This is a genomic window from Helicobacter labacensis, from assembly GCF_003660285.1.
GTDB lineage: Bacteria > Campylobacterota > Campylobacteria > Campylobacterales > Helicobacteraceae > Helicobacter > Helicobacter labacensis.
This window is the reverse complement of record NZ_QXQQ01000025.1, coordinates 1-25,010: the sequence shown is the minus strand read 5'-3', so window position 1 is coordinate 25,010 and position 25,010 is coordinate 1. Positions and strand designations below refer to the sequence as shown.

Sequence of the window (25,010 nt, the reverse complement as noted above, 5' to 3'; positions counted from 1 at the left end):
AGTAGATGAGACTACTGGCGTTTTTAAAAACCTAGTATGCTCATAGTTATGCTCATAGTGGGGTGAAGATCGCCCGTAACGCTTCTTTGAAACGGCTGATAGGCTTTAATTCCTCTAAAGTTAGAGTGAGCTTGTAATTAGTTTGATTGCCCGGGTTCATGGCTACCAATTGTTTTTCCTTGCTGTGGATACGAACCAAATGTTTGCGCGACTTATGATCGTAGCGGTAATCTTGTTTTTTATCTACAATATAGTAGTGCGCGCTTTGGGGGGTGATCCCAATTAAAATAATGTAATCGTAGTTGTATATGGGATTAATTCCATTAAATTGGAAAGTGTTATGATTGAGCCCTTTCCTAGCCGTCTTGATCTCTATTTTTTTGCCACCAGATAAAAGATCGAATTCGTCATGGATCACCTCTTTATCTAGGTTTTCTAGGGGTAGCCTTAAAACCCTAAACACCTCCTTAACAAACTTTTCCCCCACCTGCCCCATGGCATTCCCCTCAAATTGCAAGATTTTATCAAACTTCCCCCTTTCTTGTTTGCCCTTGATTTCTGTATGTTTTTGCGTGATCAAATCTTCTAAGATGTCTTCACAATCCATTAAAATCCCCCATCTTGCAATAATTTAAAGATATGCGACTTGCCGATGTGGCGACATCCATTGGTGGCTAACGAGCTGTAGAGATTCCAATTAGCGTTTAAAAAAAGAGCGTCTAGCTTATCCTTAGGGGCGTTTTGCGCATAAATGATAGCAATCCCGCTTTTGTATTTGACTTGGGCAAAATCACGCACCACTGCATTGCTCTTAAAAAAGGTGCTAGAGAGATAAAAATCAGCCTTCTTATGAAAAATCCACTCCTTGCCACATTCCCTATTTCTAGCGAGCGAGACGGTTACCACTTTGACAAGCCCGCTATAGGGTTCTGCTTTTTCTTTTTGGGCATACCAACTAAATTCGTTTTGAGAATTTCTATGATTCTTGCTCCAGACCTGAAAACAACATTTGACATCTTTTTCCCTGCCATTCCCAAGATAAAAGGCGTTTTTTGGCAGGCTTTCTTCATGCAATAAGTGAAAATCTTGCACCCGATAACGCGCCGAGCCCTTGCCAAGACTTTGGAAAAACATGGGCAAGATAAAGCAAACAAAATCTGCCCCCCTAGAGTGTTTGATGAATTCCAATGCCAGCACCCCCCGGTGCCCAAAAGGAGGGTTGCCAATGACAATGAGGGGAGAGTTGGGCAATTTGAAATCCAAATAATCCATCTGTAAAATCTCTGGGGAGTTTGCTTTGATGTCAATGCCAATTTTAGGATCGGGCAAGAGATTGTAAAAACACCCATCCCCCACACTAGGCTCTAGCCATGTGTATTTGTTGAGATCTTCATAGTTGGCGATGATGGCTTGAGCCCTTGAAACAAGCTCTCTAGCGATCTCTGCTTTGGTGAAGTATTCATCAAAATGGTTATTTGTGTTGGCTTTCATAATATTGCCATTGACATATTTTACAGACATACTCTTTCTTTAACCCCTATTTAACTGCCTTGCCGATCTCTAGCGCGCTTGATCTAGACATTTTAAGACTTCGTAGAAGTCCTAGTCTATTGCTTCATACTCAAAAGCGTTTCAATCATGCGATCGATGGCGGTGATCACTTTGGCATTGGCGGCATAACCCCCCTGATATTTAATGAGATTGACCATCTCCTCATCATTATTCACCCCAGAAATCGCCTCGTGTTCCTTCTTTACCACACCCAAGATGGCTTGCTTGCTCTCCAAAGTGCGTTGGGATTTCTCAGCTTGTGTGTGGATTGTGCCGGCTAGAAATTGGTAGTATTCCTCAATTGTCATGGGGGTGTTATTTTGGAGTTTATTTTGGTAAAAATCCACCTTGTCGTATTGGAGTTGTTGCATCATGTTAGCCACATCAAAATTCCCATTGATAGGGGCAAGCCAAGGGCGCAAGGCGGTGGGCTCTTTTTTATAGGTGTCATTGATTGTAATATTGCGCGCGCTATCGCCCTCAAAAAAGGTGTTGAGCCCTAGTGCCCCGGTGAAATTACTCCCGTGATCCTTGATCGAAACAAAAAGCCCTTGAGAGGGGTTTTTGGCTTGGATGCTAAATTGTTTTGCCTTGTTGTCAAAATGCGCACTAAAATAATCGTCAAAGTCATTCATGGTGTTGTTGTCGCGGTTGTCGTCCGTGTTGGCGTTGATTTGGGCGATCACATCTTGCATAGTGGTGATGGGGGTAATATGAATCGTTTTTTTAGCCAACACTTTGCCATCTGTGTTATAAGCCACCACATCAAAGCTCCCTTCTTTGATATTGTAATTGGTGTCTTTAAGCGCGGTGCGATCGTCAAATTCTACAATCTTACCCTCAATGCTATGGGCGGCACTTTGGGCATAGATCGCATTTGTAGATTCGATCAAGCCCTTAGCAAAGGTGTCTAGCGTGTCTATGTAATTTTGTAATTTGCCCTTGATGGTGCCATGTGAGCCGTCATTATAAATACCCATGAGCGCGCCTACCTTGCCCTGATTGATCTTATCGGTGATATTGATCGTCTTAAAATCATCGCCCTGAAAGTAGATTTGGGCGAGATGATCTTTATTGTCGCTATTATCCACCACGAGGGGGTGAAAGATCGCCCCATCTACAATATTAAAACCATAGGCTACATTGAAAACATAGCCATCATCAAAGTCTGCTACCTTGATGTCATTAGCCGAATTGGTTTGTACATGCATTTTAGACACATTCCCCCCAATAAGCTCTTTGAGGCGAAACTCTAACGCGTCCCTTTTGTCGCGCAATTCATTAGCCTGCTTGAGAGTTTTAGGATCTTCCATTTCTTTAAGATGTCTGTTGATATTGGCGATCTCTGCGCCGATACGATTAACCTCCTTAACTGAGCTAACTAATTCTTGGCTTGCCTTGTATTGTAAAGCCACCAAACGCGCGCGTGTGTCTTGGATATTGCGCGTGAGGGTTTGGGTTTTTTGCACTAGAGCTTGTTTGGTGGCGGGGTCTTTGGCGTTTTTAGCTAAATCCTTCCACGCGTTGAAATAATTTTGCAAATCGTTTTGAATCCCCACCTCACCCATATCCGGAAAATACGAAGAGGCCTCGCGCAAATTGTCAAACTGGGTGCTATAAAAGGCGTGTTCTTGATTGGCTCTAGCATAGCGCGCAAAGACAAATTCGTCATGCACGCGTTGGATGCTCTCTACATTCACGCCCATATTCACATTGCGATCGGTGTAGGCAAGGCTACTTTGGGGGCGTGCGATCACGCGTTGGCGGCTGTAAAACTCATCATTGGCATTAGAAATATTGTTGCCCGTAACATCCACCATCACCTGATGGGCTTGCAAGCCGGTGTAAGAAGTGTTAAGAGAAGAGAGAATACCGCCCATGCTAATCCTTTAGGCTTGCACCTGTAAAAAGCTACTGCCCACAGTGCGCTGGTTGTAATAGCCCACACTCTCATGAGGCACAATTTGTTGCATCAAAGAGGAATAAAACTCTGAGATGGCAAACACCACCCGCGCGTAATCGGCATTGAGCTCTTTAAGACGCTCCAAGTGCGCGCGCATCTCTTTTAAACACGCATTGCCTTCAGGGTCTAAAAGCTCATTGAGGGGCTTGCCCGGGTTGTTTTCAATGAGCTCGAGCATGCCCTGATCGAAAAGGGCTTTACAATTTTCAAAAGACTTTACCCGTTCTTGTTTTTGGGTGTTGCGCGCAAAGATCGCCTCGTGTTTGGCAAACTTGACATCTTCAAGGTCTTGTAAAGTCAAATCAATTAAAACTTGCAAATCCTCTAGGGATTGTTGGAGATAAGAGGAAAGCATGCGATCTCCTAATGCGATCTCATACCGACCGCCTAGGAATCGCTAGAGTGTCAGTATCGCCCTAGCCAAGCAAACTCTGTGCCATTTTATGGGAAGTCTTCTCCAAATTCACCTTATAATCGCCCGCTTCCAACGCCTTTTTGATCTGGGCGACCTTATCCGTGCTAGTGGCTTGTTGCACATGGGATTGCTTGGCACTCTCATGGGAAGCGCGCGCGCCATTGACATGAGAAAAAGAGTTAAACGAGGTGTGGCTACCTACAGACTTAACCATGGGAGTCCTTTCAGAAAATTTTATGCCATATCGGCTAAGCGCGCAAAAATTAAAGTCATTGCATGCGCTTTTCTAATTCTTTGCGCAATTCGGTCGCTGTGGCCGGGCGTTTCTTCTCCCCTATGTCTTGGAAGCTACTGTGTGGAACTTTAAAGGCAAAGAGGAGCAAAAAAAACAACACGCTACAAAAGGTTAAAAACACAAGAGTGGGCACTAGCCACAATTCCAAAGTGGAGTTTTTCACCAATGTCTCCTTGGGGAATAGATTTTGTATAAGCTATTATAGACTATAATGCGCGTTTATGCGCTTGTAAGGAGAGTTATGATTCGTTTGATTGGACTTTGGGTAGCGTGCATGGTTTGTGGCTATGGCGCGGTTGGAGAACGCTTGGTATGGGATAAGGGGGCGACTTTATTGGGCTTTTTGAATAAAAACAAGATCGATGCGAAAGTTTACTACAATCTCACGCTCCAAGATAAAGAGTTGGGAGCAGAGATTCGCGCTGGTGTGCCCTATTACACTCTAAGAGATGATCAAGGCGTGTTGTTACAGGCTTTGATTCCGGTGAGTGAAGCTGTGCAATTGCGTGTCTTCAAGCAAGAGGATCATTACCACATAGACTTCATTCCCATTGTCTTTAGTAGTGTGCAAAAGACCTTGAGTTTAAGGGTGCAAAAATCCCCCTACCGGGACATTCTCAAGGCAACAGGGAATGCTAGGCTCGCCCAAGAGTTCATGGATATTTATAAAAAAACCGTCAATTTTAAACGCGTTCTCAAGGGCGATCAGCTCATAGCGATCTACACGCACAAGCACCGCCTAGATCGCCCCTTTGGTTTTCCTAGTATCCAAGCGGGTATGCTAGAAACCAGCCGCAGACCCCATTTTATTTTTGCCTATGAGGGCAAGTATTATGACGCGCAGGGTAAGGAGGTTATGGAGTTTTTCTTGGAAAAACCCGTGCACTACTCTAGAATCTCTTCTAAGTTTTCCCATGGGCGCATGCATCCCATCTTAAAAGAAATGCGCCCCCATTATGGCGTGGATTTAGCCGCAAAGCTTGGTGCTAGTGTGCGCGCTGCCACCGAAGGGCATGTCATTTTCATGGGCTATAAAGGGGGCTATGGCAGAACCATTGAGATCAAATACGGCAAGGAATTGCGCTTACTCTACGCCCATTTGAGTGCCTTTACTCCCGGACTCAAGGTGCATAGCTATGTCAAACGAGGGCAGGTGATTGGGAAGGTGGGTAGCACAGGTTTGAGCACAGGACCACATTTGCACTTTGGGGTGTATAAAAACGATCGCCCCATCGATCCGCTAGGGCGTATCCGCACGGCTAAAAACCAACTCAATGGGCAGGATAAGGAACGCTTTGAACGCTATATCCGTCCCTACCAACATGCTATCAAGGACATGCAATCCTTTGAATACGCCCAACAAGAAACGCTCAAGATCACTTACTGATGGTGCGTTATTCTAGCATTCAGATCATAGAGTGCGCGCGCTCGCCCTATATCCAACCCCAGACGATTCTCTATGAGGAAAATGGCATTTCCAAACGCTGGGACATGATTAGAGTGCATGACAGCGTGGCGGTGTTACTCTACCACACAGAAACACAGCATTATGTGGTGGTAAAACAATTTAGGCCCGCTGTCTATGTGAGCGCGTGTCTATACAGGGGAGAGAAGATAGATGGCTACATGTATGAATTGTGCGCGGGGCTTGTGGATAAACCCGGTAAGAGTGTGGAACAAATCGCCTGTGAGGAAGTGCTAGAGGAGTGTGGGTATGCGATCACACCTAGCATGTTAGAACCCATAGGGGTGTTCCACTCAGCCACTGGGATCAGCGGGAGCAAGCAGAGTATGTTTTTTGCGCGCATCACCCAAGCCCACCAACGCCACGCAGGAGGTGGGGTGGAGGGGGAGTGTATCGAGCTTATGCATATCCCGCGCAAGGAGGCGCGCAGTTTTGTAGCAGACACGCGTATCCCTAAAACCTTAGGTTTAGGTTATGCGCTCCATTGGAGTGCTGAAAAAATAAAGGATGGTCGTGATTAGACATTTAGGTATCGCGCTGTGGCTTTTGTTGAGCGCGTTGGGGGCGCATGATTGGAACGCGGTGCTCAAGATCAATATTGACGCGGTGGATAGCACGAAAAAGTTAGTGCGTTTCCAAGCCTACGATTTAAAAGTGGGTGAGAGCGGGTATATTTTGGCACAACTCACTGATTACAATGTGATCGCCGCACAAGTGGAGGTGGTGCGTGTGCATGAGGGGGTGGCTATTGGCAAATACGGCCCCTATAGCGTGATGAAACAGCCCCATCTGCCCACCCCCCGCATGACTCCCAAAAAAGGCTATTTGGCTATCTTTAGGGAGTTTAACCACCAAGCTTTTCTCATCGCCCCCAACGCGTCTTTATACGAACAAATTAAAGACAAATACCCTGACACCACTTTTATCAATTCCGATCTCTTAGTTACCTTTCTAAATGGCTTTGACCCCGGGGCGCGCAATTTGAGAAAGGCTTGCGACATTTACAGCGCGGGTTTGCTCTACATTGTCAGTACAGAACACCTAAATATTTTAGACTGCCAAAGCTTTGCCGTGCTAGAGAGCACGCCCATAGATACCTCTGAAGCCACGCGTAGCAGCACCCCCTTTTACTCGCGCGTGGAGGGTGTCGATAAAGGCACTCTTGGGAAGATGTTTGGCGGGGGTAAGGCTAAACATTACTTTTCTTTCTATGACAATCTATTAAAACAAGAAGCCCAAAAGAAACTAGAGAAAGCGCGCAAGAAAGAGGATAGGCTGGAATTTAAAGAGGACATCAAGCATGCCAAAAGTGCCAAAGATAAAGAGGTCTTGAAACAGGAGCTAAAAAAAGAACTTGAAGAGGATAGTCTTGGCGTGGTCGAAGAATCCAAACAAGAACGCCAAGAAGAGAAAGCTCTAGACGCTTCTAGCCAGAAAAAGAAGAAACAAGAGGCCATCGAAGAGAAAAGAGCTCTTAAAGCACAACTCAAGGCACAAAGAGCAGAAGAGCGCGCCAAGAAAAAGGCGGCTAAGGAGGCAGAGAAACGCGCCAAGGAGGCAGAGAAACGCCTAGAAAAAGAACAACGCCAACATAAGGAGTGAGCATGCTAGAAGCCACCCACGCCCAGTATTTAAGCCAGCTTGTGGGGGTTGAAAATTTCTATACAGACCCCGCGCACCTGCAAGCCTATGCCTATGATGCCACTAGGGAGCGCCACCTGCCCGATGGGGTGATCTTTCCTAGAAATGAAGAAGATGTGCGCCAAATTTTGGCTTATTGCAATGAACATAAAATTATCATTGTGCCCCGGGGGGCGGGGAGTGGCTTTACGGGGGGGGCTTTGAGCGCGCATGGGGGGCTCATCTTAAGTTTAGAGAAGCATTTTGATCGCATTTTAGAGATTGATACAAAAAATCTCATCGCACGCGTCCAGCCCGGGGTGATCAACAAGCATTTTCAAAATGAGGTAGAAAAAAGAGGGTTGTTTTACCCCCCCGATCCGGCCAGCCAAGATCAAAGCACTTTGGGGGGCAATGTGAGCGAAAATGCTGGAGGGATGCGCGCGGCTAAGTATGGCATCACGAAAGATTATGTGATGGCTTTGCGTGCGATCTTGCCTAATGGGGATGTGATTAGAGCGGGCAAAAAGACGATCAAAGATGTCGCTGGGTTTAATGTGGCTGGGATTTTAATAGCTTCTGAGGGCTGTTTGGCGGTGATCACAGAGATCACTTTAAAACTTCTAGCCAAACCCAAACTTAAACAATCAGCGATGGGGGTGTTTGCCACCATTGAAGAGGCGATGGAGGCGGTGTATAAGAGCATGGCTAGCGGGGTTACCCCCGTGGCGATGGAGTTTTTAGACAATTTGAGCATTAGAGCGGTGGAACAACGCTTTTCTAAGGGCTTGCCTGTGGATGCGGGCGCAATTCTCATCACCCAAGTAGATGGGAGTGTGGTCGAGCAGATTACATGGCAATTAGATCAGATTGAAAAACACTTTAGAGACAATGGGTGCATAGACTTTCGCATCGCCCAAAATAGCCAACAAGAAGAGGATTTATGGTTTGCGCGCCGCAACGCCTCTCAGAGCATTAGCATCTATGGCAAGAAAAAGCTCAATGAAGATGTGACCGTGCCTAGGGCTAGTCTGCCTGCTCTTTTAAAAAAGGTGGGAGAAATTAGCCAAGCTTATAACTTACCCATTCCTTGTTTTGGGCACACTGGCGATGGCAATGTGCATGTCAATATCATGCTTGAAGACCCCGCCACACAGCTAGAAAAAGGGCAAGAGGCGATGGAGGAGATTTTTAAATGCGCAATCGCCTTGGAGGGGACACTTAGCGGAGAACATGGCATTGGCTTGTCTAAGGCTAAATTTATGCCCTTGGCTTTTAGCCCACAAGAGATGGAGCTTTTTAGAAATATCAAAAAGGCTTTTGATCCTAATAACATTTTAAACCCTTATAAAATGGGGCTATGACTTGCCAACACTTTTTTAAAACCCCCAAGAGTTTCCCCCTGCCCTATTTGTGCCTACGCACCAGCGCGCTGGGCTTGCAAACCATAGACTTTACACACACTTTAGGCAAAAACGACCCCCCTACAAAAACCATGCGTGCTGTGATCAATGCTCTAGAGAATTATTTTAAGGGCACTCTTTATGACTTTGACTTACCCTTAGAGCTTATGGGCTCATCTTTTCAAAAACAAGTTTGGCAGGCACTACAAGCCATCCCCTACGCGCAAGTGCGCAGTTACAAAGACATCGCCCAAGCCATTAACAACCCTAAGGCTTACCGCGCGCTAGGTCATGCCAACCATGCCAACCCCTGCCCTATTGTGATCCCTTGTCATCGCGTGGTACGCGCTAATGGCGCGCTGGGAGGTTATGGAGGCGGGGTGGAGATCAAGGCGTGGTTATTAAACCATGAGCAAACCATGTGCTGTGGGGTGTGAGTGTTGTTAGTGTTTGTTAAGAGACTAGAGTGCGCCCGTTTTGGTGTGCAACAAAGTCAAGTGATGAGAATTGCCTGTTTAGACATCAACGAGGTTTTTGATCCCACTTAAATTCGAAGTAAGCCGGCTACCTACATAGGAAAAAACCAAAAAGAAACACGCATAATTCTTAAAGATGGCATTTCGTGTTACAACCGCCCCGTAAAGCCCGCGAAACTAAACTATGGGGATAGTTGGCTAGCGTTGGCGTAAGCTTGCTAATATCTAGGGAGTATGTCAAGCCTACAAGGACTGGGTAGCTTGTTTGTCTTTGGGGCGAATGTCTTGGCTAGTTCTAGTGTGGGGTTGATTCTAACTTATGGAGGCTGGGCGGTGTTGCAGGAGGTTAATCCTACTTGACCACTTATTTTTTCTACATAATTTGGCTGTTTTTAAACTGGATATGCGTATTTTACCCATTGTTTGCGCATTTAGGCTCGCCTGGTTTGTTTGGTGTTGATTTTAGAGTGCTGTCAGTTGGTTTTAATAGCCTTGCCCCACAGCTTATCTGCAGGGAGTTTTGATGCGCAATAGTTGCTTTGTGAAACAGGTGTGTTTAGTAGTGTCCTTTTCATGTTGGGCATTTCCTCTTTTTAGCAAAAAGGCCACAATGCCTAGAGCCTAAACCCGTAAGCGGGACAAAGCCCACTTGGGATTGGGATTTTAGCGGCTTTGTCACCCCATTCCCTAGGGTATTGCATACGCAGATTTACAAAATTCCCCATAGAGGAAGCTCTCCATACGCGGGATGGGCAGGTCTTTTGCTTTCTTGAGCGTTTTTTTGCCAATATTGACCATAGAGATAGATTAGTTATCTAAACTTGAACATTTCCTGTGGTTGTGGCTCATCGCGATGTTTTTTTTGGAGGGAAGCAACGATTTTTTGAGAATACGCTTTGCGACCTCATTGGTGGTGGCCACTTGTATACTTTCTGTGGTTGTGCCCACGCGTTGGATACTCACCGCTTTTTTGGGGTTACGGATAAGATCGTTGTGGTTTTCCTAGAGTCCATTCTTTTTACCTTGCAAGCATTCTGCTCAACCAGCGCGTCTTTGGTCATTGGAGAGGATCGTGAAGAGATTTCTTAGACTCTTGAGAATAAAAAATGGGCGTTGTTTGCAAGGGGGTAGGCAAAGCCAGTGTTTTTGTTCGCCTAGATGGAATGTAAGCTGGGTATGGCGCAATCCTTCGCGCCAAATTTGCATTTGTGAGAGGACTTAATTTATATAGATGGTGGAGTGTAGGGGGCTCGAACCCCTGACCTCAACGCTGCCAGCGTTGCGCTCTCCCAAACTGAGCTAACACCCCAAAAGTCCCCATTCTAACATGTTTTGCAGAAAAACTCAAGCCTTTTTGCGCAATTCCTGGTAATGTTGCAAATAGGTGTCATGCATTAGCGTTTCTAAATGCAAATACCAATCCGTGTTAAAATCCGGCTCAAAAGCTTGCAAAAGCACCATGCGCATGCGCGCGCGGTGTGACTCTAGAGGTTTTGTGCTGAGAATTTGGCGGGTGTTGATGAGCACAATGGGTTGAATCTTGAGCTTGAATCGTTCGGCTAAAATCTTAGCTCCCGGCTTGAAAGGCAAAAATTTTTCCTCCCCCCGTCCCCTTGTGCCCTCTGGGAAAATCACTAGGGGGCGTTGTTGGTTTAATTTTTCTCTTGCCATTTTCAAGAGATGGGCTAGCCCCTTTTTGTCTTGGCGATCGATTAAGATCATCTGCGGGGTTTTGAGCGCGTAGCCATAGTAGGGGAGCTCCCCTAACTCTTTTTTAGCGATCCAGCAGATATTTTGGGGATGGTAGGCTTCCAGGCAAACGATGTCAATGATGCTTTGGTGGTTTAACACAATGAGGGTCGCGCTAGGGTCAAACTCCCCCACCCTCTCCAAAGGCGCGCCCATGAACCAAAAAAACGAGCGACACCACTTGCGCGTGGCGCGGCAATTATTGTGCTTGCGCGTCAAAAAATTCATCAAAATAATAAATCCCAGCCCCAAGCCAACCACCAAGAGGGCATATACCCCACGCAATCTACTCCACATCGCTTTTTTTCACCCAACCGATTTTTTCATCTGCAGTCATAATCTTATAATACCCCCCATGCGCGCCGATGATCTCCACTTTCAAAGCACCCTTAGAAATTTCTAATAAGGTTGAATTCTCTGTGGGTAAGATCTTGATCTCCTTATTAGCCAAGAGAATCCCACTCCGGTAAGTGAAAAAAACATTCCATAACAACACCCCCACCAACGCCCCAGCCACTCCTAACGCGCTTTTCTTATAGGGAGTGAGAAAGGACAATACTAGAGCCAATAAAATGAAAAATAGCGCCACAAAATTGGAAAATAGGAGAAAATTATTTTTGGGTTTGAGGTTGCTTTGGGTGCTAATGGTTTCTTCCATAGGGGTGATATTGAAATGCACCTCTTGAAATTGCGCGTTCTGCAAAGAAAAATAATTGAAAGATAACTCGCGCCAACTCTTAGGCACGATGCAGTAATAAATCCCGTGCGCGTTATCCGGAGCAAAGTGCGCGCTCTCAAAGCCCTGCTTTATCCCCCCAGCAACTTTTAAATCCTCCAAATTAGCCCCCTTAGCCCTCACCTCAAAGACCACAATATTATGCGTGCTGTCGTATTCCTTGCTCTTGTAGCCCACCACACTAAAATCCTGCGCCACCACGCCCACATAGCCCGCATGTGTGGATAGATCCAACACATTCAAAGGAATGGGAGGGGTTGTGGCTGTGTCTAAGTAGCCTTGATCTTCTACAAATGCCCCCACCTTCAAACCTGGAACCACCGCGTGCGTCCCCACTACCTTGTAGGTATAAGTGGCTTTCAAATTCCCATTGGCATCCGCTGTCCATGATGGGGTAAAATTGAGTCGTTTGAGTTGTTTGGGGGTTTGCGCTAACTCTGCGCCCAAAAACTTAGCTTGAGAAAAGAGCAGGATCTGGTATTGCACGCTAAACACCTGTCCGACATAAAAGCGTTGTGCGTCTAACTCTTGAGCGTTGAGCACTTTGAGATAAATAACCTTGCTCTTAGCTTCTGGCGCATCTGCGCGCACCAAACAGCAAAGGCACAGCACAAGCCCTAAGAGAAAACGCAAATAACCCCCTACTTGCCAATCTCTTTAGATGCCATGATGATGTCCCACACTCTCAAGGTGTCAATAGCAACTTTGAGTTGGATGTCTGCGTTGATGTCCTTAGCTGTGATGGGTTTTTCTCCCTTATTGTTCTGCGTCTTGGGTTCTTTTTTGTGATCCAACTCCTTGAGTTCTTGCTCCAAGTGGTGTTTTAAATCTGCCTCTTTGATATTAAACTTGCTTTCATCTTGGGGCACACTCCCGGGGTGAATCACAATGTCGGGCTTGATTCCCACAGCTTGGATCGTGCGCCCACTGGGCAAGTAGTAGCGCGCGATGGTGATCTTGATGGCTTCTTCCCTACCCACCGGAAAAGTGGTTTGCACACTACCCTTGCCAAAGGTGTCTTCACCAATCACAATGGCGCGTTTGTGATCCTGCAAAGCCCCTGAGACAATCTCGCTCGCGCTGGCTGTGCCCCCATTGACTAAGACAGCAATGGGTAAGTGCGCGTAAGGCGCGCGCCCAGTGGCACGGTAAGCGATGTCCTCAGATTTGATGCGCCCCTTTTGCGAAACGATCAAGCCCTGTTTAATAAAGAGATTGGAGAGATCGATAGCTTGGTTGAGCAATCCGCCCGGATTAGAGCGTAAATCTAGCACAATGCCCTCTAATTTGGGCACTTTCTTAAGCTCTGTGAGCACGCCCTTAACCACATTGCGATCGAAGGAATTGACCCGCACATAGAGATAATCCGTGCCCTCGATCTTCTTGGCATGCACGGATTTAATTTTGATAATGTCGCGCAACATTTTTATCACTAAGGGCTTGCTCTCAGATTTGCGCACAATGGTGAGCTCAATGGGAGTTTTAGGCTTACCGCGCATCAAGTTCACGGCGTTATCAATGGTCATGTTCAAAGTGCTCTCAGAGTTGATCTTTAAGATCACATCGCCCGCCTTGATCCCGGCTCTAAAGGCAGGGGTGTCATCTAGGGGAGCGATCACGGTGAGCGCGCCATCGCGAATCCCCACAGTGATTCCAAGCCCGCCAAATTCGCCCTCAGTTTGGGCTCTAAAATCCCTAAACTTCTTGGGGGTGAGATAAGAGGAGTGCGCATCTAAATTACTCATCAAGCCATCGATGGCTTTGTCCACAATGTCATTAATGCTCACCTCATCTACATAGTAGTGTTCAATCTGCTCCACCACGCTGGCAAATTTCTTTAAGGCGTTCAGGCGTTCTTGAGTCGTGGGTTTGTGGCTTTTTTTGAGATTGGGCGGACTCTCAGCTTGGCTGGCATCCAGCGCGTTCACCACCAAAAAAATACTCAATACGGACGAAACCACCCCTGCCATGAAAAACTTATTCATCACTGCCCCTAATTCTAAATCCCGCCATTCTATCTAAAACTCCATGATTTTACAACAGCTTTAACTCCCATGCCACACCTGCGCACGGTAACATGATTTATGCTTTGGTGTGTTGTTTTCTTTGCCTAAAAACCCCAGTGTAACCATTTGGCGCACTATTTTAATGTCTAAAGTCTTGTAAAGTCCATGTGGTGCATCGCGCTTAATGGTGAGCACTACCACGCTAAATGGCTTGCCTCTAATGCGCGCAGTTACATCGTAGATATCTACATCCCAAGTATCCTGCCCATTGACCTTAAGGATCACATCCCCAGACTTAAGCCCGGCTTTTTGCGCGGGTCCGCCTTGTAAAAGCGCAATAACCATGGGTCTGTGCTGGTAAGAAGCTATGGTTGCGCCAACCCCTGAATATTTTTCTTTTTGCTCCTTGCAAGGTTCTAGGGCTTCTTTGTTGGGCATAGGATTAGCCTGCAAGAGAGTTAAAAAAATCAAGATCGCCAAACCAGCGCGCACTAATTCTTGTGCCACACTAATGCCCTGTAGCGTGATTGTCCCCTACACACCTTGCCGATGAGATTTAAGCGCACCCGATGCGCACGCGCACGGCGCAAGAGGGCTAGATAGTCTCTTTTAGCAAAGCAAAACAACATTTCATACTCCTCGCCACTTTTAAAGGCGCGCTCATAGGGCTTATACAGCTTAAAAGCTAGGTGGTTACACTCAGATAAGCGGTTGCACTCAGCAAGCACTCCATCAGAAATATCTAGCCCGGCGTGTAAGAATGTGCGCGCTTGAGCAATAAAGCGCGCATGTTTTAAGCGCGGGGTGAAAAACTTAGATTTGGGACTGGGTTTGCCCCCCCTGAGTAGGGCACAAAGGGCTTTATAACTCTGCCCTAGCGTGCCCGTGTGTGCGATGTAATCCCCCAAGCGCGCGCCCTTACGGCTTAAGGGTTTGCGTGTTGTGCCTAGCATGGTGATACTCAAATGCAAAGAGTCGCCCACAATGGTATCCCCTCCGATAATGCGGATATGAAACTCCTTACATGCGCGCTTGAGCCCGGTTACTAAAGCACGGATTGCGCTTTTATCCATGCGCCTATCCAAACTCACCCCTAGTAGGGCACTTTTAGGTGTGGCGTTCATGGCAATCATATCTGAGATATTGACCACCATCGCCTTATAACCCACGCGCTCAAAGCCCAACCACTCAGGCTTAAAATGCACATTTTGAGCAAAAATATCCAGCGCACACACAACCCCCCTACAAGGGGGCAATAACACCCCATCATCCCCAATCCCCCAAGTAACCCCGCTTGTCTGCAGGGTTTTTAGAAAATACGCCTCAAGATCCAAGCTTCATACTCATATCCACCCATACGGCTTGGTGGATGAGCGACCCGCTACTAATAGCATCCACTCCACTTTGAGCATATTCTAAAATATTCTCTTGGGTGATATTCCCACTTGCCTCTAGCAACACCAAAGGATAGTGCGCGTTGCGGTAAGCCACCACTTCTTTAATATCCTGCGCGCTCATATTATCGCACATCACAATGTCCGCGCCTACTTGCATCACCTCTTTAGCCATACCCACGCTATCACATTCGATCTCAATCTTAGCCGTCCATGGGATTTGCGCGCGCGCTTGTTGCATAAACGCCCTAAGATCGCCAATGTGAGCTAAGTGGGTATCCTTGAGCATGAGCGCATCATCTAGCCCTAGGCGGTGGTTTTGCGCCCCCCCATTGCGCACCGAATACTTTTCAAACACCCTTAAAAGCGGGCGGGTTTTGCGCGTGTCTAAAAGCGCGATGGGCAAGCCCTTAAGGAGTGCCACAAAGCACGCGGTGTGGGTGGCAATCCCGCTAGAGTGTTGCAAGAGATTTAACAAAGTGCGCTCAATTTTAAGCAAGAGGGCATAATCTCCCCACAACTCTAAAAGAGTGTCTTTAGGCTTGAGCGGCGCGCCATCTTGGGTATGCCACACCCGCTTAATGCCCATGTGCTCTAAGAGCATATCCCCATATAAATACCCAGAAAATACGCCCTCTTGCTTGGCAATCACGACTGCTTTAACTTCTTTAGGTTGGACTAGCCTCTCAAAGAGATCGCCCGAGCCGATGTCCTCTTGCAAACACGCCTCTAAAAAGGCTAAGATAGCGGGGTCTTTCATGAGAGCTCCATCATGCGATCTAGGGCGGCTTTAGCTAGCGCGCCCACTTGGGGGTCTACCTGCACGCGGTTATAGGGGCGATGATTCTTATAGGCTTTGAGCACCTCAAAGAGGTCTTGCAAGGTGGTTTCATTCATCGTCGGGCATTCAGGCAAGGTGCTAGAGAGCACAAAGGTGGTTTGTTCCCCTTGATAGGAGGGGCGTAGGCGTTGGATGAAGTTAAACTCCGTGCCCACCGCCACTTTTTGCTCTAGGGGCAAACTTTGGACAAATTTGATAATTTGGCTAGTTGAGCCCACAAAATCGGCTAATTCTACCACACTAGGATCGCACTCTGGATGCACCACGATAATAATCCCGGGGTATTTTTGCTTAAAAAACTCCACATCACTGGGTTTAAAGAGTTGGTGCACCGCACAAAAGCCATTGTAATTAATCACATCGGCCTGTATGATTGCCTCCTTGTCATCCACCCCTAAAGTCGCGCTTTTTAAGCCATGTAGGCGGGCTAGATTTGTGCCCAAACAGCGATCGGGCAAGAAGAAGATTTTTTGCCCCCTTTGGCGCGCGTGGGTGAAAATCTTAGAGGCGTTTGCGCTGGTGCACACCAGCCCCCCTAATGCGCCCACTTTCGCCTTGACCTGTGCGCTGGAGTTAATGTAGGTAATGGGCAAGAGATTAAACAAGCCATAGCTATTTAACACCTCTAAGCTGCGATCAAAATAACTAGAATCGATCATGCGCGCCATGGAGCAACACGCGAGTTTAGGCATGATCACCTCCTTATGGGGGGCTAAGACCTTCACACTCTCCCCCATAAAACCCACCCCACAAAAGACGATCAAATTCTTAGGGTGCGTGCTAGCTTGGCGTGCTAACTCCAAACTATCCCCTACAATGTCGGCTAGGGCGACTATCTCATCTTTTTGATAAAAATGCGCCACTAAGAGCGCGTCTAAATCCTCTAGCAAGGTTTTAATGCTTTGAGCCAACTCATCCATGATCTTCTCCAATAGGGTGTAACGCGCCCAAAAACTCCCCGTAACGTGCTTTATGGTATAGACTTTCTTTAGGCAAAGAACAACCACGCACAAAGAGTACAATAGTAGAGCCCATTTCAAAACGCCCTAACTCTGCCCCCTTAGCTAGAGCGATGGGAGGATCGTAGGCTTTGATACTTAAGGGGGGGTTGGTGGGGGCGTTGGTGTGAATATTGGGATCAAAGTTTAGGACAATCTGCCCTACATTGAGCGCGCCCACGGCCACAAAGTAAAGCAGTGCGCCTCTAGGGTCTTGTGCGACCACCACCACGCGCTCATTACACACGAATAAATGGGGGTGTTTTTGTAATGCGCTCTCATTGACTGGGAAAAGCAAACCGGAAAAATGGCGCGTCTCTATAATCTGCAAATCACAGGGAGCGTGGAAGCGGTGGTAATCTTTAGGAGAGAGATAGAGATTAAAATAGTTATAAGATTTTTCTAGTTGTGAGCCTAGTAGCGCGCCTACCAAGTAGGGCATACCCTTGATTTGCAAGGCTTGCCCCTCTTGCACGCGTCCGCACTCTTTAAGCACGCCATCACAAGGACAAAGCAGGGCATGAGGGGTTTGATCTAGGGGGCGGGGATTTTTGAGTTCTCTAGTAAAAAGGGCGTTGAGAGTGGGATAGGATTCAAGGGGGGCAAAGTCGCTTAGGTCGATCTTAAAAAGTTTGGTGTAAATCTTGTTGATGAGTTTTTGCAAGGGAGTAGGAAAAGCGCAATGGGCAAACTTGCCAAAAAGTCTTGAGGCGGTGTTAGAGAGTGCCATTATTGCATGTCCGCTAGTTTTAAGATAAATTCAATTTCGCCCTTGCCCGTGCGCAATTCTTTGGCAATGGAATCCACACTCCAGCCCTCTTTATACATTTTGATCACTTTCTTTTCATCAATGTCGTCATTGCTGGGCGTGAAATGCCCAAATTCCTTAAACTTGTTTTCTAGGACGATGATCTTTTCCTCTAAATAATCGCGCTCTTTTTGAATGGAGTCTTGAATTTCTTTAATATGGGCGTAAAGATTGCTCAAACTCGCATTCAGGTTATTATTGACCTCATTTTTTACACTCGCCCCAATGCTAGAGGCGTTAAACTCCGCTTGCATTTGGCTTTCTTGAATCCACTTGCGGATTTTATAAATCTCTTGGTTGATGGTGTCTAGGGCTTTTTCTAATTGCTTGGTTTTGCTGACAAACTCTTTATCTTTGATGTAACTATAGGCGATCAGGCATAAGAAAATGAGGAGTACCACCCCGGTAATGATCCAAGTAAATTCATTCGATCCTAATTGCATGTTTTTAAACCTTTCAAACTGGCTAATTCTTGCGCGGCGATATAACTATCCATCTCTTTAATGTGGCTAGCATGCATGCGCACCACCTCGAGCATGACCGCATCAAAGGCGCGCGCGATCAGGGCAAGGACGCGATAAGGCGCGTTAGGCAAAGAAAAGCGCAAATAATACTCTTGATTGGGCTCAAACAAGGACGCGCGCACGCCCAAGACTCCATGCCCTAGCACCTCTAAGAGGGCTTTAGATTCTAGGGGGATAAAATGCCTCTGTTTAATCTCTAAAGCCTGCTCAATGCGTGTGAGTTTCTCATAAATATCGCTCAAGGCTTTAAAGAGCATCGCGTCTTGATCCTTGCCATGGCTTAAAGCCTCCCAGGGGCGCGCGATCTCACTTTGGGCTAATTGGAGATACTCTTCTTCAAAGTGAGGGGTATAGGGAGCGTATTCTAGCGGAATGGCACAGCGCACCAAGCGGGTGAAATGCCCATGTGTGTGGCAAATCTCTTTAAAACTCTCTAGGTTTAACTCAGGCATACAAGCGCACCCCAGAATCTAGCACAATAAAGAGAAAAAACACCACTCCCAAATAGCCATTGGACACAAAAAAGGCTTTAGGGATGTTTTTAAAATCTCTATGCACTAAGAGTTGCTCATAAATCAAAATCCCCATAGACACAATCACCCCGCTAAAGGCAAGCCACCCTAAATGCGCACTCCACACAAACCCCCCCCAACACAGCACAGCCAACACATGGGACAAGCGCGAAAACTCTAGGGTTTTTTGTGCGCCAAAACGCGCGGGCACGGAGTGCAAGCCTACACGCCGATCAAACTCCATGTCTTGCAAAGAGTAGAGCAGATCAAAACCAGCCACCCAGAAAACCACGCCCAAAGCTAGAAACACACTCCAAAGTGGGACAGATCCTAGCACCGCCACCACGCCCGCAATGGGGGCTAGCCCCAAACTCACCCCCAAGATCACATGGGCTAGCGCGCTAAAGCGTTTCATGTAAGAATACCCCCCCAAGATCGCCAAAAAGGGCAAAGAGAGAGCAAAGGCTAGGGAATTGATAAGATAACTCACCCCCACAAAGAGGAGGGCATTGAGCGCACAAAAGAGCACCAACCCCCAAGTGTGGATGCGCCCATCTACGCTAGGACGATTTTGGGTGCGTGGGTTAGCTAAATCAAATTTGCGATCCACAAGGCGATTAAAGCCCATGGCAAAATTGCGCGCACCCAGCAAAGCTAACAAGCAGAGCAATAAAAGCTTAGACCCACACCACAGACTTTCATAGCGTTGCACGCTCGCCACCACAATGGCGATCAAAATAAACATACTAGAAAAAATGGTATGCTCTAATGCCACAAGCTCGCCAAATAGCTTGATCCTAGCCCACATCTCTTACCTCATTTTCAAATTCTTTATTATAACTGAATTTCATTAAAACACCCGCCAAGCCAACACAAGAAAGAGCCCCCCACTGACTAGATACAGCCCCTCATAGGCGTATTTAAAGCGCATGGCTAGCAAAGAAAGCCCCAAATAAGGGAGTAGAAACCAGCTAGGGGTGTGGTAGTTGATGCTAGGGATTTGCCACTCTAGGGCACGCACTAGATAAGAGTCAAACAAGCCACCCCACCCAAAGGCGTGCAAGATCAAACTTAGGGGGAAAAAGATCACAAAGACAAAGCTTAGCAGAATCCCGCTGAGTTGGTACAAACTAAAGGGGGTAAAAAAGGCGTGCACAATGGGGAGCATGCACATAAAGAGCGCACTATTAAAAAGCAGGGCATAGAGGGGGACGGGCAGTTTAGGGGCATATTTGAGAAAGAGATAGATATAAAACACCCCGCACACTGAGAGTAAAAAGCCAATATTGACAAGCAAGTTTGGAAAAAAGGCAAGGCATAGCCCCGCGCCCAGCCCTAGGAGGGCAAAATTGAGCACCTCTAGGGCGCAAAAATAGAGCAAAAAGCCTAGCAGAGCCATCACAAAGGCGCGCAAAAAAGAGGGCTGGAAGCCTAGCAAGATGAGGTAGCCAAAAAGTAAGACAAAGACACACACGCCCAAATCATAATGGGCGTTGCGGTAGGGGAAGTAGCGTTGTTGGAGGGGACGATAACACAAAAAGAGCACACCATAGAAAAACGCGCCCAAAATCCCCAAATGAAACCCACTAATGGCGATGATATGGCTAATCCCTAAACGCATGGCTAGCTCTCTAGTGGATTTATCTAGGGGGTCGGCTAAAAAGAGGGTGTTATAAAAATTGCCCATGTGCGCGTCCGTGTGTTGGGCGTTGAGGTAGGCGCGCAAGCGCGATCTAGTGTCCTTAGTGGATTCTAAGGCAAGATAAAAAGTGTTGAAATAGCAAGATTTGAGGAATTGGAAAAAAGAACAAGAGGAGCTTATTTCGCCATAGGCGCGCACAAAGGCGTGGCTTAAGTCTTTGAGATTTTCTTTACTGGTGGTGTAAAAGACATTCCCCCATGTATCTTTGAGCTGGAGCACGAAATAGGATCGCCCCTGTGGATCAAGCTTGCTATATTGCAAGCGCACTTGGGCATGCACACTCACAGGTTTTTTAGATTTGAAATGTTGGTATTGGGTGTATTTGACATACAAACTCACACCCCCCACACAGAATAAAATCCCCAGTGCCATAAGCCACTCGCGCGCGCCTTGGAGGAAGGGAAGTTGGAAAGGGGAGGGTTTGAAGAAAGTCAAAAGAGGTCGGCAGGATCGAGTACAGATATAGTGCTTTGGGGAGTTAAGTGAGTGCTTTTTTCTTCTCTTGGAGTGTCTAGGCGATCTTCAAAGCGCGTGTAAGCCTTGTTGAACGCGATTTTAATGGTGCCAATATCCCCGTTGCGGTTTTTAGCTAAGATGATCTCTGCGTCCTCTACGCCGTGGTTGGCATCAAAATCCGCTTTTTTCTGGGCGTTGAATTGCTCTTCTAATTTCTTAGCGTCTTCTTCTTTGCCCTCCTTGCGCAATTTAGCTAGGCGGTCGTTTTGGGCGCGCTTTTTGTAAACCTCATCACGGTAGAGAAAAAGCACTTGATCGGCATCTTGTTCGATTGCCCCGCTCTCTTTGAGATCGGAGAGAATGGGGCGTTTATCCTCGCGACTTTCTAGGGAGCGATTGAGTTGGCTCAAAGCAATGATAGGGATTTCTAGTTCGCGCGCTAGAACTTTGAGTCCTCTTGAGATCTCAGCGATCTGGGCGTGGCGCGCTAGTTCGCTCTGGTGGTTAGACATCAATTGCAAATAATCTAAAATTGCGATGCTGATTTCGGGGTGGTGGGCTTTGAGTTGGCGTAATTTGGAGCGCACATGTTCTAAGGTGAGCATGCTAGTGTCATCGATATAAAGGGGCATGCCTTGCAAGACTTGGGCGCATCGGGTCAATTCCCCCCACTGGGAATCGTCTAACTTTCCCAGTTTCAAATTGTGCAGGTGGATATTGGTCGCGTTGGCTAGCAAACGCAACATCAATTGCTCCGCGCCCATTTCCATGCTGAAAAACGCCACGCCCTGTTGGTGCTTGAGGGTGGTGTAAGCGATATTGAGCACAAAGCTAGTTTTTCCCATAGAGGGGCGTGCCCCCACCACAATCAAATCCCCCTTTTGGAACCCGGCACTGTATTCATTGAGTTTGTGGAAACCCGTGTCCAAGCCTAACATTTGGCTATTGCCCCGCAACTTGGCTTCTTCAATGAGTTGCATGGTGTGGATCACGACTTCCCTAGCGTCTCTAAAACCCCCGCGCACATTACGCATCGAGAGTGTGTAGAGTCCGCGCTCTAACATGTCTAAAATTTGTGGGCTAGGGCGTTGGGCTAGGCATTGTTCGCGCACTTCCATAGAAATATCCAGCAACGCCCGTCTAGTAGAAGCCTGTTTGATCGCCTCCACATAGGGTTCTAAGTGCACAATGGGTTTACTAGCCAACACACGCATTAAGCTTTCTTGATCGCTCTCTTTAGAGAGTTGCTCGAGAATAGCGCTCCCTCTAATGGGCAAGTGTTCTTGGTAGAGCTGGGCGCATAACTCAAAAAAGAACCCATGGGCGGGGTGTAAAAAATCCGCAGGCTTGAGTAAGGCAGCCATTTCTTCGTAGCGGTTATTCTCCAAGATCGCGGCTAAGACAATGCGTTCCATTTCTAGTAAGTGATCGTCTTGGCTCAATAGCTGGCTAGTCTGTGTGTCAAGCGCGTCCATCAAACCCCCTTGTGGCTAAGATGAGCGATCAAATCACTAGGCGTGAGCGCGTAAGAGTGGGCGTGAGCGCGCCCAATGAGCGCGTGCGCTAAACTCGCATTCAAGGCAGCATCTAAGGGGCTATAACCCTGTGCGAGCAAGCTTGCCACCATGCCCGCTAGCACATCTCCACTCCCCCCCTTAGCCAAAGAGGGCGCGCCTAAGGGGTTGATGTAAATTTGCCCATGGTGGGCGATGTAAGAATTAGCCCCCTTTAGTAGCACCACAATATGGGGGTAGGCTTGGCTGAAGGCGCGTAAATACTCCAAGCGCAATTCTAGCACTTGGGATAATTCCGCTTCAAAGTCTACCGCGTGCAAAAGAGCAATAAACTCCTTAGGGTGGGGGGTGAGCACGAGTTGGCTAGAACCCTCTAAAATCTCTTTGAGATGGGGCAGGTAAAACATATCCGCATCCAGCACGCAGGGGGCTTGCTCTAGCATTTGTTCAAGACATGGCGGAGGTGTGCCCATACCCATGCCCACCACAAAGGCGTTCGCTTGGGAAGGAATATCGTGGGCATACATCAATTCTAAAGGTTTGTTCTCTGCAAGTGCGCTATTACCCAACACACTTACTAAACCCGCCCCAAACTTGAGCGCAGCCAGCCCGGCTAAAAAGCCCGCCCCGCTGTGCGCCCCCACCCACACGCCCACATGCCCAAAATAGCCCTTGTGCACATTGTGTTTAGAGCGCAGGGGCAAAATTAAGTCTTGTTTTTCTAATAAAAAGAGATCGTTAGGCTCTTCATAGAGCGCACGCCCCACCCCCAAATCCCCCACCACAATTTCCCCTACAAAATCCTTAGCCATATCACTAAACAGCGCGCTTTTAAGCGCGCCCATGCTGATGGTGGTGTCGGCTTTAAAAGCTAGAGTGCTGATACGCCCCTGTGAATCGATCCCGCTGGGCACATCGCAGGCAATTTTTACCCCCTCTAGCGCATTTAAGCGCGCGATTAGTTCTTGATCTTGCGCGCTCAGCACTCCCTTAAAGCCTGAGCCATAGAGACAATCAATCACAATCCCACAAGTTTCCAGATTATCAATCATGCGCACCTCCGCACGCTGTGCGCGATCGTATTGCAACTGACAGAGCGCACTTTTAGGGGGTTTGTGGGCATAACAACACACCTCATAAACCCCTCCTTGCAAGCGACGCGCTAAGGCATAGCCATCCCCCCCATTATCTCCCCCCCCCACACACCACCAGCACGCGCGCAGGGGGGTGTTTTTCAATGGCGCGCTGGAGAGCCATTGCGGCGTTTTCCATTAAAAGCTCCGCACTAAGATTAAACTTTTCTTGCGCGCGCGTGTCTAATTCCCGCGTGCTAGAATAGACAAATTGCATACAAACCTTTCTTTTTGACTCTAAGACATGCTAGAATTGCCCTAAAAAGGATTTTCATGCGCATTGACACCCCCTTGTTAGAGAGACTAGCCAAGTTATCCATGTTAGAAATCCAAGAACCCCAACTCCAAGAACATTTAGAGGAGATTCTAGCTTTCATGGATGCCCTTAACAATCTAAACTTAGAGGACACCCCTCCCCTAGCACAACCCCCCACACCCCTAAGAGAGGATAGCCCCCATTTACAATCCAGCATCGCCCAAGACATTCTAAGCCACGCCCCTAGTGCTCAAGAAGGGTTTTTTATCGTGCCTAAGATCTTGGGCTAGCGCTCTAAAGACATGAAGAGTCGCCCGTAATTGGGGTTGGAGCGCAAGAGTTTTTCTTTAAACACTCCGTAATTGTCGCACCCGGATTGCAAGCCGTAATTACACACATAAGAAAAGAGATCTAGGGCGCGTTGGTCATTTTGGGGCACACCTAAACCCTTTTGGTACATCACACCCAAATTATTGCAACCCGATAAATTCCCCCCTTGACAAGCCCTTTCAAAGTATTTGGCGGCAAAAAAGTTATTCACCGGCACGCCTTTAGCCCCATGCGCGTAAATCCAACCCAAATTAGCACAACCCTGAATATCCCCCGCGTTGCACGCTAAATAATTCAAATCCACATTGCTCAAACGCGCTTTGTCAATCCCATAAATATTCTTGACATTGGACATCAAGCCTAGATTGTAACACCCCAGATCGCTACCATGCTCGCAGGCGTATTTGTAATAATCTAGGGCTTTGAAATAGTCCTTATTCACACCCACCCCATTGGCATACATCCAGCCTAGATTATTGCACGCCAGCACATCTCCCCCAGAGCAACCCACCGCGTAGAGTTGGGCGGCTTTTTGTTTGTCATCTAGAGTGGCTTGTTTTTTGGAATCATAAACTTGGGCTAGATTCGCGCACGCACTCGCATCCCCCCCAGAACAACCCATCTCATAGTAGCGTTGGGCTTTATCCATGTCAGTTTGGATTCCCACACCATTTTCATACATTGTCCCCACCGCAAAGCACCCGGCCGGATTGCCTTGATCGCAGGATTTGGCAAAGAGTCTAAAAGCCCCCTGGTAATCCCCTCTTTTAACCGCCACAATCCCCGCGCTCAAAGCATCTTGGGCGACAATGGGGGGGGTGATGCGATCGTTGGATGGGGGGGGTAGCAGGAGGCTGGGTGGA

Annotated in this window: 27 protein-coding genes, 1 tRNA gene and 1 pseudogene; 7 read left to right on the top strand and 22 right to left on the bottom strand. The window is 47.4% G+C overall.

From position 1 onward, the window contains the following. Window positions 1–52: 52 nt before the first annotated feature. The 6 genes from EAO33_RS07305 to EAO33_RS07280 all read right to left on the bottom strand — a co-directional run bounded on the left by EAO33_RS07305 (window position 53) and on the right by EAO33_RS07280 (window position 4,387). Complete coding sequence (locus EAO33_RS07305; protein WP_120946105.1) at window positions 53–607, bottom strand: restriction endonuclease; 555 nt, start codon at window positions 605–607, stop codon at window positions 53–55. Continuing rightward, window positions 607–1,521: an SAM-dependent methyltransferase gene (locus EAO33_RS07300; protein WP_162982241.1), complete on the bottom strand. Its 915-nt coding sequence runs from the start codon at window positions 1,519–1,521 to the stop codon at window positions 607–609. Before EAO33_RS07300 ends, EAO33_RS07305 begins: the two co-directional genes overlap by 1 nt. 86 nt (window positions 1,522–1,607) lie before the next feature. After that, entirely contained in the window at window positions 1,608–3,431 is a 1,824-nt protein-coding gene (gene flgK, locus EAO33_RS07295; RefSeq protein ID WP_120946104.1) for a flagellar hook-associated protein FlgK, read from the bottom strand. A gap of 9 nt (window positions 3,432–3,440) precedes the next feature. After that, entirely contained in the window at window positions 3,441–3,869 is a 429-nt protein-coding gene (locus EAO33_RS07290; RefSeq protein WP_120946103.1) for a hypothetical protein, read from the bottom strand. Window positions 3,870–3,930: 61 nt separating this feature from the next. Then, window positions 3,931–4,143 carry a flagellar biosynthesis anti-sigma factor FlgM gene (locus tag EAO33_RS09765; RefSeq protein ID WP_120946102.1) on the bottom strand — a complete coding sequence of 71 codons (213 nt, stop codon included), beginning with the start codon at window positions 4,141–4,143 and terminating at the stop codon, window positions 3,931–3,933. A 55-nt stretch (window positions 4,144–4,198) separates the two neighbouring features. Further along, window positions 4,199–4,387 carry a hypothetical protein gene (locus EAO33_RS07280; RefSeq protein WP_120946101.1) on the bottom strand — a complete coding sequence of 63 codons (189 nt, stop codon included), beginning with the start codon at window positions 4,385–4,387 and terminating at the stop codon, window positions 4,199–4,201. 78 nt (window positions 4,388–4,465) lie between these two features. On the opposite strand from EAO33_RS07280, the gene EAO33_RS07275 reads away from it, so the two are divergent. The 6 genes from EAO33_RS07275 (at window position 4,466) to EAO33_RS09760 (ending at window position 9,548) form a co-directional block, all read left to right on the top strand. Further along, a complete protein-coding gene (locus EAO33_RS07275; RefSeq protein ID WP_120946100.1) occupies window positions 4,466–5,611 on the top strand; it encodes a peptidoglycan DD-metalloendopeptidase family protein in 1,146 nt (381 codons plus the stop codon). Further along, window positions 5,611–6,210, top strand: a complete 600-nt coding sequence (locus EAO33_RS07270) for an NUDIX hydrolase (protein ID WP_120946099.1) — start codon at window positions 5,611–5,613, stop codon at window positions 6,208–6,210. The genes EAO33_RS07275 and EAO33_RS07270 overlap by 1 nt, the downstream gene beginning before the upstream one ends. Continuing rightward, on the top strand, window positions 6,203–7,291 hold the full coding sequence (locus EAO33_RS07265; protein WP_235853119.1) for a plasminogen-binding N-terminal domain-containing protein: 1,089 nt from the start codon (window positions 6,203–6,205) through the stop codon (window positions 7,289–7,291). The genes EAO33_RS07270 and EAO33_RS07265 overlap by 8 nt, the downstream gene beginning before the upstream one ends. Before the next feature lie 2 nt (window positions 7,292–7,293). Further along, window positions 7,294–8,673, top strand: coding sequence for a glycolate oxidase subunit GlcD (gene glcD / locus EAO33_RS07260; RefSeq protein ID WP_120946097.1), 1,380 nt, complete (start codon window positions 7,294–7,296; stop codon window positions 8,671–8,673). Further along, the gene (locus EAO33_RS07255; RefSeq protein ID WP_120946096.1) at window positions 8,670–9,149 is read left to right on the top strand and encodes a methylated-DNA--[protein]-cysteine S-methyltransferase; all 480 of its coding nucleotides are present in this window, start codon (window positions 8,670–8,672) and stop codon (window positions 9,147–9,149) included. The genes glcD and EAO33_RS07255 overlap by 4 nt, the downstream gene beginning before the upstream one ends. Before the next feature lie 273 nt (window positions 9,150–9,422). Continuing rightward, window positions 9,423–9,548 (top strand): hypothetical protein, encoded by a 126-nt coding sequence (locus tag EAO33_RS09760; RefSeq protein ID WP_268877475.1) that lies wholly within the window; start codon window positions 9,423–9,425, stop codon window positions 9,546–9,548. 872 nt (window positions 9,549–10,420) lie between these two features. On the opposite strand, the gene EAO33_RS07250 is transcribed toward EAO33_RS09760, so the two are convergent. From EAO33_RS07250 to EAO33_RS07180, 15 genes and pseudogenes are all read right to left on the bottom strand, one after another. Next, a tRNA-Ala gene (locus EAO33_RS07250) sits at window positions 10,421–10,497 on the bottom strand. Window positions 10,498–10,532: 35 nt separating this feature from the next. Then, the gene (locus EAO33_RS07245) at window positions 10,533–11,234 is read right to left on the bottom strand and encodes a 1-acylglycerol-3-phosphate O-acyltransferase (RefSeq protein WP_120946095.1); all 702 of its coding nucleotides are present in this window, start codon (window positions 11,232–11,234) and stop codon (window positions 10,533–10,535) included. Then, on the bottom strand, window positions 11,224–12,306 hold the full coding sequence (locus EAO33_RS07240) for an SH3 domain-containing protein (protein WP_235853118.1): 1,083 nt from the start codon (window positions 12,304–12,306) through the stop codon (window positions 11,224–11,226). Before EAO33_RS07240 ends, EAO33_RS07245 begins: the two co-directional genes overlap by 11 nt. A gap of 8 nt (window positions 12,307–12,314) precedes the next feature. Beyond that, window positions 12,315–13,658 carry a S41 family peptidase gene (locus EAO33_RS07235; protein WP_120946094.1) on the bottom strand — a complete coding sequence of 448 codons (1,344 nt, stop codon included), beginning with the start codon at window positions 13,656–13,658 and terminating at the stop codon, window positions 12,315–12,317. 60 nt (window positions 13,659–13,718) lie between these two features. Then, window positions 13,719–14,186, bottom strand: coding sequence for a PDZ domain-containing protein (locus EAO33_RS07230; protein ID WP_120946093.1), 468 nt, complete (start codon window positions 14,184–14,186; stop codon window positions 13,719–13,721). Beyond that, on the bottom strand, window positions 14,171–15,013 hold the full coding sequence (locus EAO33_RS07225) for a thiamine-phosphate kinase (protein ID WP_120946092.1): 843 nt from the start codon (window positions 15,011–15,013) through the stop codon (window positions 14,171–14,173). The genes EAO33_RS07230 and EAO33_RS07225 overlap by 16 nt, the downstream gene beginning before the upstream one ends. Then, window positions 15,003–15,833, bottom strand: a complete 831-nt coding sequence (nadC, locus tag EAO33_RS07220) for a carboxylating nicotinate-nucleotide diphosphorylase (protein WP_120946091.1) — start codon at window positions 15,831–15,833, stop codon at window positions 15,003–15,005. The genes EAO33_RS07225 and nadC overlap by 11 nt, the downstream gene beginning before the upstream one ends. Beyond that, window positions 15,830–16,834, bottom strand: coding sequence for a quinolinate synthase NadA (nadA, locus tag EAO33_RS07215; RefSeq protein ID WP_120946090.1), 1,005 nt, complete (start codon window positions 16,832–16,834; stop codon window positions 15,830–15,832). The genes nadC and nadA overlap by 4 nt, the downstream gene beginning before the upstream one ends. After that, window positions 16,827–17,645 carry a phosphatidylserine decarboxylase gene (locus EAO33_RS07210; RefSeq protein WP_407920475.1) on the bottom strand — a complete coding sequence of 273 codons (819 nt, stop codon included), beginning with the start codon at window positions 17,643–17,645 and terminating at the stop codon, window positions 16,827–16,829. The genes nadA and EAO33_RS07210 overlap by 8 nt, the downstream gene beginning before the upstream one ends. Continuing rightward, window positions 17,642–18,163, bottom strand: a complete 522-nt coding sequence (locus tag EAO33_RS07205) for a DUF6115 domain-containing protein (protein WP_013469791.1) — start codon at window positions 18,161–18,163, stop codon at window positions 17,642–17,644. The genes EAO33_RS07210 and EAO33_RS07205 overlap by 4 nt, the downstream gene beginning before the upstream one ends. Continuing rightward, window positions 18,154–18,696: a hypothetical protein gene (locus EAO33_RS07200; protein ID WP_120946088.1), complete on the bottom strand. Its 543-nt coding sequence runs from the start codon at window positions 18,694–18,696 to the stop codon at window positions 18,154–18,156. The genes EAO33_RS07205 and EAO33_RS07200 overlap by 10 nt, the downstream gene beginning before the upstream one ends. Beyond that, on the bottom strand, window positions 18,689–19,564 hold the full coding sequence (mqnP, locus tag EAO33_RS07195; RefSeq protein WP_120946087.1) for a menaquinone biosynthesis prenyltransferase MqnP: 876 nt from the start codon (window positions 19,562–19,564) through the stop codon (window positions 18,689–18,691). Before mqnP ends, EAO33_RS07200 begins: the two co-directional genes overlap by 8 nt. A 42-nt stretch (window positions 19,565–19,606) precedes the next feature. Continuing rightward, window positions 19,607–20,830, bottom strand: a complete 1,224-nt coding sequence (locus EAO33_RS07190) for a ComEC/Rec2 family competence protein (protein ID WP_120946106.1) — start codon at window positions 20,828–20,830, stop codon at window positions 19,607–19,609. A gap of 59 nt (window positions 20,831–20,889) precedes the next feature. Continuing rightward, complete coding sequence (dnaB, locus tag EAO33_RS07185) at window positions 20,890–22,389, bottom strand: replicative DNA helicase (RefSeq protein ID WP_120946086.1); 1,500 nt, start codon at window positions 22,387–22,389, stop codon at window positions 20,890–20,892. Beyond that, window positions 22,389–23,778 (bottom strand): annotated as a pseudogene (locus EAO33_RS07180) (NAD(P)H-hydrate dehydratase). Before EAO33_RS07180 ends, dnaB begins: the two are co-directional and overlap by 1 nt. Window positions 23,779–23,834: 56 nt before the next feature. Between EAO33_RS07180 and gatC the strand changes: the two are divergent. Continuing rightward, on the top strand, window positions 23,835–24,107 hold the full coding sequence (gene gatC, locus EAO33_RS07175) for an Asp-tRNA(Asn)/Glu-tRNA(Gln) amidotransferase subunit GatC (protein ID WP_120946085.1): 273 nt from the start codon (window positions 23,835–23,837) through the stop codon (window positions 24,105–24,107). Here the strand turns inward: gatC and EAO33_RS07170 are convergent. After that, window positions 24,104–25,010 (bottom strand): tetratricopeptide repeat protein (locus EAO33_RS07170; protein WP_328590020.1); only part of this gene is annotated, 907 nt, incomplete at its 5' end. The genes gatC and EAO33_RS07170 overlap by 4 nt on opposite strands.